12 protein-coding genes are annotated in these 12,834 nt (G+C 47.1%); 9 read left to right on the forward strand and 3 right to left on the reverse strand.

The genetic code is table 11. The features are described 5' to 3' along the window. Positions 1-91 precede the first annotated feature (91 nt). Positions 92-703, forward strand: coding sequence for a Uma2 family endonuclease (locus QUB06_RS06855; RefSeq protein WP_333434657.1), 612 nt, complete (start codon positions 92-94; stop codon positions 701-703). A gap of 144 nt (positions 704-847) precedes the next feature. Here the strand turns inward: QUB06_RS06855 and QUB06_RS06860 are convergent, their stop codons facing one another. Both QUB06_RS06860 and QUB06_RS06865 read right to left on the reverse strand, forming a co-directional pair. Further along, positions 848-2,722, reverse strand: a complete 1,875-nt coding sequence (locus QUB06_RS06860) for an NAD(P)H-quinone oxidoreductase subunit F (protein ID WP_333434658.1) — start codon at positions 2,720-2,722, stop codon at positions 848-850. 6 nt (positions 2,723-2,728) lie between these two features. Next, entirely contained in the window at positions 2,729-2,851 is a 123-nt protein-coding gene (locus tag QUB06_RS06865; protein ID WP_333434659.1) for a hypothetical protein, read from the reverse strand. Positions 2,852-3,347: 496 nt separating this feature from the next. Between QUB06_RS06865 and QUB06_RS06870 the strand changes: the two genes are divergently transcribed. The 7 genes from QUB06_RS06870 (at position 3,348) to QUB06_RS06900 (ending at position 9,955) form a co-directional block, all read left to right on the forward strand. Beyond that, entirely contained in the window at positions 3,348-3,659 is a 312-nt protein-coding gene (locus tag QUB06_RS06870) for a carbon dioxide-concentrating mechanism protein CcmK (RefSeq protein ID WP_006635059.1), read from the forward strand. A 96-nt stretch (positions 3,660-3,755) separates the two neighbouring features. Next, complete coding sequence (locus QUB06_RS06875) at positions 3,756-4,097, forward strand: carbon dioxide-concentrating mechanism protein CcmK (protein WP_006635058.1); 342 nt, start codon at positions 3,756-3,758, stop codon at positions 4,095-4,097. Positions 4,098-4,360: 263 nt separating this feature from the next. Beyond that, positions 4,361-4,666 carry a EutN/CcmL family microcompartment protein gene (locus QUB06_RS06880; RefSeq protein ID WP_172186882.1) on the forward strand — a complete coding sequence of 102 codons (306 nt, stop codon included), beginning with the start codon at positions 4,361-4,363 and terminating at the stop codon, positions 4,664-4,666. Between the two features lie 184 nt (positions 4,667-4,850). Then, positions 4,851-6,506 carry a ribulose bisphosphate carboxylase small subunit gene (locus tag QUB06_RS06885; protein ID WP_333434660.1) on the forward strand — a complete coding sequence of 552 codons (1,656 nt, stop codon included), beginning with the start codon at positions 4,851-4,853 and terminating at the stop codon, positions 6,504-6,506. Positions 6,507-6,795: 289 nt separating this feature from the next. Next, complete coding sequence (locus QUB06_RS06890) at positions 6,796-7,485, forward strand: carbon dioxide concentrating mechanism protein (RefSeq protein ID WP_333434661.1); 690 nt, start codon at positions 6,796-6,798, stop codon at positions 7,483-7,485. A gap of 205 nt (positions 7,486-7,690) precedes the next feature. Then, positions 7,691-8,464, forward strand: a complete 774-nt coding sequence (locus tag QUB06_RS06895) for a BMC domain-containing protein (RefSeq protein WP_333101844.1) — start codon at positions 7,691-7,693, stop codon at positions 8,462-8,464. Positions 8,465-8,914: 450 nt separating this feature from the next. Beyond that, positions 8,915-9,955 (forward strand): tetratricopeptide repeat protein, encoded by a 1,041-nt coding sequence (locus QUB06_RS06900; RefSeq protein WP_333434662.1) that lies wholly within the window; start codon positions 8,915-8,917, stop codon positions 9,953-9,955. Between the two features lie 394 nt (positions 9,956-10,349). On the opposite strand, the gene hemL is transcribed toward QUB06_RS06900, so the two are convergent. Next, positions 10,350-11,648, reverse strand: a complete 1,299-nt coding sequence (hemL, locus tag QUB06_RS06905) for a glutamate-1-semialdehyde 2,1-aminomutase (protein WP_333434663.1) — start codon at positions 11,646-11,648, stop codon at positions 10,350-10,352. A gap of 352 nt (positions 11,649-12,000) precedes the next feature. On the opposite strand from hemL, the gene hisIE reads away from it, so the two are divergent. Next, a complete protein-coding gene (gene hisIE, locus QUB06_RS06910; RefSeq protein WP_333434664.1) occupies positions 12,001-12,651 on the forward strand; it encodes a bifunctional phosphoribosyl-AMP cyclohydrolase/phosphoribosyl-ATP diphosphatase HisIE in 651 nt (216 codons plus the stop codon). Positions 12,652-12,834 lie beyond the last annotated feature (183 nt).

The following is a 12,834-nucleotide window of genomic DNA, read 5'->3' on the forward strand; positions in this document are numbered from 1 at the left end:
TATATTTAACATTAACGCAAAGCAACTACATATAAAAGCGATCGGCTGATTTTCTTGTTAACATAGATTCAAATGTCTCTGGAATCATCCTATGACCTCAAGTCTTACAGATCGAGAAGATTTGCAAATTAAATCCGGTTCTGCTTCCACCCGCCTCACCGTTGCCGACTTGGAACAACTGCAAGCTATACTCTCGGAAGCAAATCTAGACTACCAATTAGAACTGGTAGACGGGAAGATTATCATTATGGGCCCATCAGACATAGTATCGAGCGAAATAGGAGCAGAGTTTGGCAGACTTTTGCTTAACTGGGTCAAACCTCGCAAACTCGGACGAGTTTTTGAATCTAGCGGCGGGTTTATCCTTCCCAATTCCGATCTCAGATCCCCCGATGTTTCGTTTGTGACAGCCGATCGCCTCAAACAAAGTAAAAGGTATTTTGCCGAACTTGTTCCCGACTTAGTTGTAGAAATCAAATCTCAGTCCGATCGCCTCAAACCCCTGCGAGAAAAAATTTTATCATTTATCGAACTCGGAGCAAAAGTAGGAATATTAATCGACCCAGACAAGCGCACAGTAACAATTTACACTCCGAAAGCAGAGCCAGTGGTATTGAGAGACGGCGACATGATTTCAATTCCCGAACTTTTGCCCGGTTGGGAAGTTCCAGTGACAGAATTGTGGCCGATCGAGTTTGAATAAAACTCGATAAAAAAGCAGACAAACCAGAATAAAATCATCTGCGTTCATCTGCGTACATCCGCCCTCATCTGCGGTTGAAAATTAAATAAAACTAGAGCAAAAGCAGACCAACCCAGAATATATTCATCTGCCAACCTCTGCGGTTTAAAACTGCCAAATAATCAACGCCAGCAACACAGCAACCCCCGCCGCAATAGTCAACACATAAAACTGCGATTGACCGGTGCCGCTGTACTTCAACCCTTCACCGCTGAAAATTGTGGCAAAACCGAACAAATTCACCGCCCCGTCCACCACATACCTATCAGTCCAAGCGCTGATTTTAGAAATAAAAGCCACAGCCCAAACGACAGTCAAGCGGTAAACTCGATCGATATAAAAATCGTAAGCAAACAAATCCTGCAACGCCGGCACAGGCAGCCGTACCGGTCGAGGTAAAACCCCGTACCAATAAATCGCCACCCCAACCGCAACGCCAATCAACCCAGATAACAACAACAGCGGCGTATCCAGCGTCTTCAAAAGCAAATTTAAAGCATCAAAATCTCCCGTTTCCGCCCAAGGCCCAGTCCAACTAATTAATAGTTGCCACCGCTGCAACATCCAAGGCACTAATAGCCCCATTACCGTCAAAATTACCATCGGCAAAGCCATCGGCCAACCAACTTCTGGAGCTCTGCGAGTTTTCGGCTGCGGTTTTCCCACAAACACTAAACCGAATATGCGAGTTAAATTTAGCGCTGTCAAACCGTTAACTAAAAGCAGCACTATTACCAGCCACAAAGGCACTGTCCAAAAACCGTTGAGCCAGCGTCGCATCGCCCAAAAGTTGCCCAGAGGCAACAACGCTACCATCCCCGCAGCGCCTACTAAATAAGCGGTAGTCGTGGCAGGCATCTTCGACCACAACCCACCCATTTCTGTTAAATCTTGAGTGTTAGTTGTGGTAATAATTGACCCTACGCTCATGAATAATAGGCCTTTGGCGATCGAGTGGGCGAACAGCAACAGCAAAGCAATGTCAACTTGATTTAGGCCCACGGCGATAAACACCAAACCCATAGAAGCGCTGGTAGAATGCGATAGTGCTCTTTTGATGTCGATTTGGGCGATCGCCACCAAGGAAGCGCCAACAGCCGTCACCGCACCCAAAACCACCAGCACCGCATCTGCGATCGGCGAAAGCGCTAAAACAGGCTGAAGTTTAATTAAAACATAAGCCCCAGCGCCCACAACTACCGTATTCCGCATAATCGAAGCCGGGTTGGGCCCTTCCATCGCCTCGTCGAGCCATAGATGGAAGGGAAATTGAGCGCACTTGGCCGTAGGTGCGGAGATTAAAGCCAAACCTAAAAGAGTCGCCACTAGGGGAGACAAAGTTGCAGTTTCAGCCCATATTTCCAAATCGGAAAAATTCAAACTTCCTGCTAAAGTTGAAAGCGTCACTACTCCCATCAGCAGTGGCACGTCTCCTACACGCTTGGTTAAAAACGCATCTCTAGCGGCTGTTACTACCAGCGGTTGAGCGTACCAAAACCCGACTAGCAAGTAAGTTGAAAGCGTCAGCATTTCCAACAAAGCGTAAGTTAGAAGCAGCGAGTCGCTAATGGCAATGCCGCTAATTGCCGCTTCAAAAAAACCCATCAGCCCAAAAAATCGAGCTAGCGCCCAGTCTTTTTCCATGTAGCCTAGAGCGTAAATTTGTGCTAGCAAACTCAGAACACTAACTAACTCCATTGCTCCGACGCTGACGGTGGAGATTTCTATTGCAAAAGACAAATCTAAATCGGCTGCTTGCACCCAGTGCACGAGCAACTGTTGGGGCGGTTGATCCCAAGTCGCTGTAAAAATAACTGATCCGTGTATGAAAGCTAACACCGTCATCAGCAAATTGAAGTATGCTGCAGGTCTCGGGCCTGTTCTGCGAACGGTGCCCGTAGACCACGGCAAAGTTAAAATTGCGCCTATTAAGCCATATAAAGGTACCCACCAACAGGCTTGGAGGAGAAATTGAGTCATTTAAATTTATCCCTTAAACTTCAAATTACTGGCTGCCTTTATACAAAAACAGTCGCGGGCGATCGCCTGATACCCTAAAACTTTGACTAAAGCCGATCGTATAGCTGTGGCAAAATAATTTGCACCCAAGATTCACTATACATTAAATCATCAAAACTGAGAATTCTCTCAAGATAAAATTACCTCCTGAGCAGGCGAGGCACTCAAAGAAACAAATGCCTGCCGATGGGCAAAGACTGCCTTTTTTGCCGATTTCCCTGCGATCCCCCTTTGGGAATCCCCAAGTTTCCCGGCAGTGACTCAGCTCCGGCTTCACATACCGAACTCTACTTTATGAGTATTATTACTTACTTTAATCCCCCTTCGCCGTCGGCTTCTACCCCTCTCTATATTAAGATTATTAAATAAATATTAAATTAGTTTAAGTAACATAAAAAATTTTAATTTTTGTTATTAAACATTATGATGTTAGTTTATATTGTCAAGGTGGACAGCTTCCCCTATTCTTATAGGATAGGAAGCTTTACACTGCCTTACTAATAAATGTGGGCCTCCCCGTCCAAATTTTTAGATTTCTCAAAGATTTGTAACGGTAATTTCGCTCATCCTCAAAGGAGATTCAAAAATGTCAATTGCCGTGGGAATGATTGAGACAAAAGGTTTTCCCGCTGTTGTGGAAGCTGCCGATGCTATGGTCAAAGCTGCCCGCGTTACCCTCGTGGGCTATGAAAAAATTGGCAGCGCCCGCGTCACCGTAATTGTGCGCGGCAACGTGTCGGAAGTCCAAGCCTCAGTCGCCGCAGGAGTGGAATCCGTCAAGCGGGTGAACGGCGGAGAAGTCGTCTCTACCCACATCATCGCTCGCCCCCACGAAAACCTAGAATACGTTCTGCCGATTCGATATACAGAAGCAGTAGAACAGTTCCGAGGCTACTAAGTTCTTAGCGCACAAAAATTTCGTTAAAGGAAAATTTGTGCGATCGTCAAAAATTAACTGTTTAGTTCCCCAAATATTCAATCAGGAGTAAAACCAATGGCAATTGCAGTTGGCATGATCGAAACATTAGGCTTCCCCGCAGTGGTAGAAGCCGCTGACGCGATGGTCAAAGCAGCCCGCGTCACCTTGGTAGGCTACGAAAAAATCGGTAGCGCTCGGGTTACGGTCATTGTAAGAGGAGATGTCTCGGAAGTGCAAGCTTCTGTCGCAGCCGGAGTAGAGTCAGTGAAGCGCGTTAACGGCGGACAAGTCATGTCCACCCACATTATCGCCCGCCCTCACGAAAACTTAGAGTACGTGTTGCCCATTCGCTACACCGAAGCTGTAGAACAGTTCCGTGAAGGCGTGAGCGGCATTCGCCCCCTCAACAGATCATAAGATAGGCGATCGGCTGTTAGGGGCGTTTGGTAATTAAAAATTAAAAATCGCGATGTTTTTGATTTAGCATTTTTAATTTTTAATTGAGGTGGGCATGGGATATTGGTTATTAGTCATCAGTCATCAGTCATTAGTCACGAGTCATTAGTTACTAGACGAAAAACTCTCTTAAGCAGACATCGGACTGAGGAAAGCTAATTTAAAAAAGACAAGCGACACTGTAAAAATGACGATTACTAATTACCTATTACCTATTACCTAAAATGCAAATGGCCAAAGTTCTCGGCACAGTTGTCAGTACCCAAAAAGAGCCGACGCTGAGAGGATCGAAATTTCTACTGCTGCAATTCATCGATGAGGAAGGTTCACCAGTTCCCGGCTATGAAGTAGCCGCTGATTGTGTGGGCGCTGGTATCGATGAATGGGTTTTAGTAACCCGAGGCAGCGCAGCCCGGATCGCGCCCGGGAGCGAAAACCGTCCGATCGATGCTCTAGTAGTAGGCATTATAGATACTGTCAATGTAGAAAACCGCCTCATTTACAGTAAAAAAGACGACCCGTACCGCTAGTTGGCAGTTGGCAGTTGGCAGTTGACAGTTGGCAGTTGGCAGTTGGCAGTTGGCAGTTGGCAGTTGGCAGTGAACAGTGAACAGCTAACAGTGAACAGTTAACAGTGAAGAGTGAGCAGCTAACAGTGAACAGTTGACAACTAACAACTAACAAAAAATTTTTCAGATTAGGAGAACTTAATTTATGGCAGTCCGCAACGTTGCGGCTCCCCCGACGCCTTGGTCGAAAAACTTGGCTGAGCCCAAAATTCACGATACCGCCTTCGTACATTCCTTTTCTAACATTATTGGGGATGTGCATATCGGTTCTAATGTGATGATTGCCCCCGGGACATCTATCCGCGCCGATGAAGGCACTCCTTTTTATATCGGAGAAGGAAGCAACATTCAAGACGGAGTAGTGATTCACGGCCTAGAACAAGGCCGAGTCACAGGAGACGACGACAAATCCTATTCTGTGTGGGTGGGGAAAAATACTTCCCTCACCCACATGAGTTTAATTCACGGCCCTGCCTACGTGGGCGAGAACTGCTTTATCGGCTTTCGCTCTACGGTGTTCAATGCCAGAGTGGGCAACGGCTGCATTGTCATGATGCACGTACTAATTAAAGATGTGGAGATTCCCCCCGGTAAGTACGTACCTTCGGGAGCCATCATCACTAATCAGAAGCAAGCCGATCGCTTGCCTGACGTTCAAGATTCTGACATTCAATTTGCGACCCATGTCATCGGCATCAATGACGCTCTGAGAACGGGTTATCGCTGCGCTGAGAACATCGCCTGTCTAGCACCAATTCGCAACGAGCAAACTAAAAACCCAAATATGACTCAAACCAAATATTCTACCAATGCCGGCACCCAATTGAGTTCAACTCTTGCCGATAGCATCCGCAATTTACTAGCTCAAGGATACAGCGTGGGAGCCGAACACGCCGACGCACGCCGCTTCCGTACCGGTTCTTGGCGTACTTGCGGCCCGATTTCCTCAAAGCGCGACTCAGAAGTAATCGCGGCTTTGTCAGCTTGCATGGCCGAGCACCAAGGAGAATACGTCCGCTTGATCGGGATTGACACCAAAGCCAAGCGCCGCGTACTCGAAGAAATCGTCCAAAGACCGGGAGACAACGGCTCTAACGGTTCTAACGGTGCCAAAACTCACCAATCTAACGGTAAAGTTGCACAACAAGCTTCAAACCACAATAGCGGTTCCGTGTCAAGCGGAAAATTGAGTGCCGAAACAGTGGCTCAGGTTCGCGGCTTGCTAGCTCAAGGCTACAAGGTGGGGACGGAACACGCCGACGCGCGCCGCTTCCGCACCGGTTCTTGGCAAAGCGGGGCTTCGCTGCAAGTGAAAAACGAATCTGAGGCGATCGCCGCTTTGGAAGCTGTGATGAACGAGTACCCGGGTGAGTACGTGCGCTTGATCGGGATTGACCCGAAAGCTAAGCGACGCATAGTTGAAGAAATTATTCAGCGTCCCGACGGCCCGGTTGCTCAATCGGCTAAGCCGGCAGGAACATCTAAGTCGGCAGCAACATCGGGATACAAAGCAGCTTCGACTGGTTCGGCGAGCAGCGGAAGTTTGACCGGCAAGACGATCGACCAAATCCGCAACCTGCTTTCCCAAGGCTACAAAATTGGCACGGAACACGCCGACGCGCGCCGTTTCCGCACCGGTTCTTGGAGCAGTTGCGCCCCGATCGCATCCAACCGCGAAGCCGAAGTGATTTCTGCCCTCGAAAGCTGTCTCAAAGAACACAGCGGCGAGTACGTCCGCTTGCTGGGCATCGACTCCAAGGCGAAGCGCCGGGTGCTCGAAGAAATTATCCAACGACCTTAATTTGCTAGGTAATTAGCTTGTTTCTCCCGTTAAGCCCTCGCGTTGGGGCCAACGGGAGAAACCCCAGCGGATTTAAGTTGGATTTGAGATAGTTAAAAAGCTGGATTGACAAATGTTGGTCAGAATCTAGAATCTTCTGAAAGTTTCTATAAAACGTTAAAGCATCAAGCTTCTCAGTATTAGTAAATTATCGTTTCTTAGATTGACATGGTTAAATTTATCAGTCGAGAAAACCCATAATTTAAAGTCGTTTTATCGAAAAAAATAGCTCCTTTCATGGTGAAGTCGAATGTATTTATCGCCACTGCAATTAAGTAGCAACTCTCAGATTTTGATGAGTGGCGATGTAGTTGTGAATGAGGGTGCGGCGATCGCCCCTGGAGCAATCCTGCAAGCAGAGCCCGGAAGCCGGATCTCGATCGCCGCCGGTGCCTGTATCGGTATGGGAGTTATCCTTCACGCCCGTGAAGGTACTCTGGAAATCGCGGCGGGCGTTATTCTGGGTGCAGGAGTGCTGGTGGTAGGTGCGGGAACGATCGGGGAAAATGCCTGTATTGGCGCCGCGACGACCCTAATCAATCCTTGTATCGACAAAATGCAAATTATGCCAGCAGGTTCTCTAATGGGAGATACCAGCCGCCAAGTCGCCGCAGAACCAACAGCAGCAGCGCCAACAGCAGCGCCAACAGCAGCGCCAACATCACCAGAAACCCCCGAAGCCACTACGCCACCAGTCGATCGACCGATCGAGCCGATCGAGCCGCCACAACCCGCCCAAACACCGCCTCAAACTGCGCCGGAGACTGCCCCAGACTCGCCGGAATCCACCGCCGCAGAGCCGCCCCAACCAGGGGAAACGCCAACTATTCTGTACGGCCAAGCTCACATCAATCGGCTGTTGGGGACGCTGTTTCCGCACCGGCAAGCTTTTAATCGATCGGAGGAAAACGGCCAAACTCTATCGGGCGGTACCGGGTAGCCGTCATTTCGGCAAAAGCCAGCTATGCTAAAGGCAGAAAGATCAAATATCAATAGGTAATCTCATATTATTGGTAGCTCAGCAATTTGTCAGGCCTTGCAGCAGCAATCAGTGTTTTGTAGCTCGTGCAGTCTGTCTTCTCATCTGAGAAACTATAAACTATCAACAAATTTTTATTTTGGGAAGTTTCTAAGGGTAATAGAAGATGGACGGACAAACAGATCGTAACAGTCACGAAGAGCGATCGCAGCGCCAGGAATACTTCAAAGACACTGCTTTGGGTTTGGTATCCACCAAGAGTTTTCCGGCAATTGTGGGGACTGCTGACATGATGCTCAAGTCGGCAGGAGTGATTTTAGTAGGATACGAAAAAATTGGTTCCGGTCACTGTACCGCGATCGTGCGGGGAAGAATTTCGGATGTGCGTTTGGCTGTGGAAGCTGGAGCTCAAACTGCCGAACAGTTCGGGCAGTTTGTTTCTAAGTTGGTGATTGCTAGACCTTTGGCTAATTTGGAAGTGGTTTTGCCGATCGGCTTTCGGCTGACTGAACTTTCGGAAAAAGGCAGTTATTCTCGGCTTAGCAATCAGGCGATCGGTTTGCTCGAAACGCGGGGATTTCCGGCAATGGTGGGCGCTTGCGACGCTATGCTCAAATCCGCAGACGTACACTTGGCAGCTTACGAGAAAATTGGCGCCGGTTTGTGTACGGCAATTATTCGCGGTGCAGTTGCAGATGTAGCAGTAGCCGTAGAGGCAGGGATGTACGAAGCTGAGAGAATTGGCGAGTTGAACGCGGTGATGGTAATTCCGAGGCCTTTGGAAGATTTGGAACAAACTTTACCACTGGCGAGTTGCTGGATCGAGCAGCGTAAACCTGTGATGATGCCCGTCTCGGTTAAGGAAAAGGAACAAGAATTGATCGAACTTCCAGATTTGGAGAAATTGAGAGTTTATGTGGAAGAGGAAATCAATCGGTAATTGGTAATTAGGCAACAAAAGTTTGTAGAGACGTACTGCCGCAAATACTGAGACGAAGTTTGTCAAAAAAATATAGAGTTTACTCGGTAGGACTGCTGGCAACAATTTATACTGAGTAGCGGTCTCAAACTTAATTGGGCGATCGAGCCGATCGCCGCCGCATCAAGAGACACACAGCACCAAGTAAAACTAGACTTTTGAGATTAAGTCGATCGGGTAAACAATCGAACTGACTAATAAGTAACTCCAGCCGAGGCGCAGAGCCTTTCAACAGGATTTAACTACTGTTAAAATAAACCCAAAATCCTGTATACGGTAGATTGCCGGGAATCATTCAAGAGTTACTCTGACCCCAGGTGGATGCTCTTTCAACAGATGAACGGCTGTCGAACTCAAAACTGACTGCACAGGAATCAACCCCCAGAATCAAGCAATCCTGAAAGTTGACCTATGAACCTCAAACAATTTTACAAGCGCGGTTTGCACAGCGCCAAGAAAGGAAACTATGAAGCGGCACTTGAGGACTTCGATCAGATACTGCAAGTCAATCCCGCCGATGCCAAAGCCTATAACAATCGCGGCTTGGTTTACTATTACATGAAAGACTACCAAAAAGCGATCGCCGACCTCAGCCAAGCCCTAGATATCAATCCTAATTTCTTCGAGGCTTACTTGAATCGAGGCAATGCTTGGCGTCATCTCGGAGAACACGAAAAAGCCATTGATGATCTAAACTGTGCTTTAGCAAATAAGCCTAACAGCCACGCTATCTACAACAACCGGGGACTTGTACTTGCTAATTTAGGAAATTACGAAGAAGCAATAGAAGACTACAATCGATCTCTATCTATCAATTCCAACAATTATAAAACCTATTACAACCGGGGGCGCGCTTACTACCTTTTGGGAGAAAAAGAGGCAGCAACGGAAAACTTTAACGAAACGCTGCGGTTGAATCCTAGATATATCAAAGCTTACATAAATCGCGGTCTCTGTTATCACCAATTAGGAGACAATACGCAGGCGCTGGCCGATTACAACACAGCACTCGCGATCGATCCACAAAATGTATATGCCTATTATAACAGAGGTTGCGTTCGCTATAAATTAAAACAAATGCAGTTTGCAATTGAAGACTTTGACAAAGCAGTGGAACTCGATCCGAACTATGTTAAAGCTTATCTCAACCGGGGTTTAGCGCTGTATAAACTTGGAGATGTTGCGGCAGCAAATAAGGATTTTTACCACGTAATGTGCATTAATGCTGAAGCTTATGTCTACTACCAAGCCCAGCGGTGTACGCCTGATATTAATTCGTACTTCAAAGAAGCGCCGCAGGTGGAACTTAATAATGCTGTAGAATACTACAACACAACCTTAAATACGATGTCAACTTCCTTAAGTTCCGCAGCATTAAACGCGGTCTGGAATCAAGAAGATTTGGAGAACAGAGACTCGATTATCTGTGAAAGTGAATTTATTAATGATTGATTTAGTCAGTAGTCATTAGTCCTTAGTCATTAGACTTATTGCATAAATCATTGAGCGACAGGAAAACTGCTGATGCAACGCAGAGGCATTTAAAGATACTTTGTGAATGTATGCAATTCCAGTCTAATGAGTCAGCAGTCATTACTCATTCGTCATTAAGTAGGTCATCGGAAAAAACAATACCTCAGAAACCCGGTTTCTGCGTATATTTATCGTGAATCGCCGGAAAGTCTCGTAGAAACCGGGTTTCTAGCCCCCTGCGTAAGCCACGATCAAGAGGTTTTTAACCCGGATGGGGTAGCAGTTAACAATTAAAGTCCTTACTGCCAACAAACAGCAAGGACTTTAATGATTTATTCCTGAGTGTTAAGGACGAACATCCTTACTACACAGGTTAAATAGTTGCCATCACTTCACGCGCTGCCGCCAAAGTTCGATCGATATCTTCCTCAGTATGAGCCAAAGAAGTAAATCCCGCCTCAAACTGCGAAGGAGCAAGATAAATTCCGTGCTCCAACATTCCCCGATGAAAGCGGCTGAACTTCGTCAAATCCGACTTCTTCGCATCCTCGTAATTGTGAACCGGCCCAGCCGCAAAAAACAAGCCAAACATCCCGCTAATTTGCCCGCCCCAAACCGCGTGTCCGGCTTCCTTAGCAATTTTTAGCAATCCGTCAGACAGTTTTTTAGTAATCTTATCCAACTGTTCGTAAGTGCCGGGTTTTTGTAGCAATTCCAAAGTCTTAATCCCAGCAGTCATCGCCAAAGGATTTCCCGAAAGCGTACCCGCTTGATACATCGGGCCCGCAGGAGCCACCATCCCCATAATATCCCGCCTTCCCCCGTAAGCTCCCACCGGCAAACCGCCGCCAATAACTTTACCCAAAGTTGTCAAATCCGGGGTGACACCGAATCTTTCCTGAGCTCCGCCGTAGGCGATGCGGAAACCGGTCATTACTTCATCAAAAACTAACAAAGCACCGTTATCTTTAGTAATTTCCCGCAAACCTTCGAGAAAACCTGCATCCGGGGTAATAAAACCGGCATTCCCCACCACTGGTTCGAGAATTACGCCTGCTATCTCGCCGGGATTTTCGGCAAATAAAGCTTTGACTGCTTCTAAGTCATTGTAGGGAGCGTTGAGGGTATTGGCAGTAACGGATTTCGGGACACCCGGAGAGTCAGGAAGGCCCAGAGTTGCGACGCCGGAACCGGCTTTTACCAAGAACATATCGGCGTGCCCGTGATAGCAGCCTTCAAATTTAATCAGTTTATCGCGTCCGGTGAAAGCTCGCATCAGCCGCAAAACGGCCATACAGGCTTCGGTGCCGGAGTTGACAAATCGCACCATTTCAATGCTGGGAACGGCATCAATGACCATTTCGGCGAGTACGTTTTCCAACACCGATGGTGCGCCGAAACTCGTACCTTTTTCTAAAGATTCGTGCAGGGCTTTGATGACTTCCGGGTGGGCGTGGCCACAGATGGCTGGGCCCCAAGTGCCTACATAGTCAATGTATTGGTTTTCGTCAACATCCCAAATGTAGGCTCCTTTTACCCTGTCAAAGACGATGGGCTGTCCGCCTACGGATTTGAAGGCGCGCACGGGGGAACTGACGCCACCTGGCATCAACTTCTGGGCTGCGGCGAAAATTTCTTCTGATTTGGTCGTTTTCAAGGTTGTGGAAACCAATGTTTTCTCCTTAGTGAACGTCTGTTGTTGGTAGAATAATTTTATAGCCAGTTCAACATAAAGGTTAGGTCGATTCAAGGAAACTATTCTAGTAGATTTTAGGGTACAAACCAATGAGTAGCAATACTAGCTTGGGTTTTTTAGGCTTTGTCGCACTAGCACCGTGAAGCGAAGCTATCCCGTAGGGAATCGCCCTAAAATGTAATTTTTTGTAAAATAGTTCTTGACAATTTAGCCATCACTTGCTCAATCTTCTCTCTTCCTCTGTGTCCTCTGCGTTCTCTGCGGTTAATAAAAAAAACAATCTCCGACAGGAAAGCGTTAATCTATATTACCAAGTTGAAATAAAATTATGTCTACTACTGATTTATCGAGTTTGAGCCGATCGATCCCAATTGAAAAGATTCGTTACGACGATCGCGGTTTAGTGCCTGCGATCGTCCAAGATTATTTGGACGGTACGGTGTTAATGATGGCCTGGATGAATCGGGAGTCGCTGCAAAAAACGCTCTCTACCGGGCAAACTTGGTTCTGGAGTCGATCGCGCGCTGAACTGTGGCCAAAAGGCGCGACTTCGGGACACATTCAAAATGTCAAAGGGCTGCGTTACGACTGCGATAGCGATGCTTTGCTAGTCACTGTCGAACAAGTTGGAGATATTGCTTGTCACACAGGAGAAAGAAGTTGTTTTCACCAAGTTGATGGGGAAATTTCACCGCCGCCAGGGGATATGTTATCTCAATTATTTGCGGTAATTTGCGATCGGCGCGACCATCCTAACGAAAGTTCTTATACTTGCAAATTGTTCGAGGGCGGCGACAACAAGATTCTCAAGAAAATTGGCGAAGAGTCGGCGGAAGTTGTGATGGCTTGCAAAGATGACGACAAAGAGGGGATTGCTGGGGAAGTTGCGGATTTATTTTATCACGCTTTGGTTGCTTTGGCTCACCATCAAGTTGATTTAAGAGCAGTTTACCGCAAATTGGGCGATCGACGAAAATAAATTAGTTATTGGTTATTGGGTATTGGGCATTGGGCATTGGGCATTGGGCATTGGGCATTGGGCATTGGGCATTGGGCATTGGTAGCAGCAACAAATAACTAATGACGGCTCTCCTGAGTTTATGGTGTAAAATGTACATACTAATACATTTACCATTATGAGCTTCCATCTAGACTATCTATT

Origin of the sequence: Microcoleus sp. D2_18a_D3, assembly GCF_036702455.1 — a bacterium.
In the GTDB taxonomy this organism is placed as follows: domain Bacteria; phylum Cyanobacteriota; class Cyanobacteriia; order Cyanobacteriales; family Microcoleaceae; genus Microcoleus.

Coding starts and splice junctions, on each gene's coding strand:
- QUB06_RS06900 (WP_333434662.1), top strand. CDS start 8,915: ATGAACCTCAAACAATTTTACAAGCGCGGTTTGCACAGCGCCAAGAAA.
- QUB06_RS06890 (WP_333434661.1), top strand. CDS start 6,796: ATGTATTTATCGCCACTGCAATTAAGTAGCAACTCTCAGATTTTGATG.
- hisIE (WP_333434664.1), top strand. CDS start 12,001: ATGTCTACTACTGATTTATCGAGTTTGAGCCGATCGATCCCAATTGAA.
- QUB06_RS06875 (WP_006635058.1), top strand. CDS start 3,756: ATGGCAATTGCAGTTGGCATGATCGAAACATTAGGCTTCCCCGCAGTG.
- QUB06_RS06855 (WP_333434657.1), top strand. CDS start 92: ATGACCTCAAGTCTTACAGATCGAGAAGATTTGCAAATTAAATCCGGT.
- QUB06_RS06895 (WP_333101844.1), top strand. CDS start 7,691: ATGGACGGACAAACAGATCGTAACAGTCACGAAGAGCGATCGCAGCGC.
- QUB06_RS06870 (WP_006635059.1), top strand. CDS start 3,348: ATGTCAATTGCCGTGGGAATGATTGAGACAAAAGGTTTTCCCGCTGTT.
- QUB06_RS06860 (WP_333434658.1), bottom strand. CDS start 2,722: ATGACTCAATTTCTCCTCCAAGCCTGTTGGTGGGTACCTTTATATGGC.
- QUB06_RS06880 (WP_172186882.1), top strand. CDS start 4,361: ATGCAAATGGCCAAAGTTCTCGGCACAGTTGTCAGTACCCAAAAAGAG.
- QUB06_RS06885 (WP_333434660.1), top strand. CDS start 4,851: ATGGCAGTCCGCAACGTTGCGGCTCCCCCGACGCCTTGGTCGAAAAAC.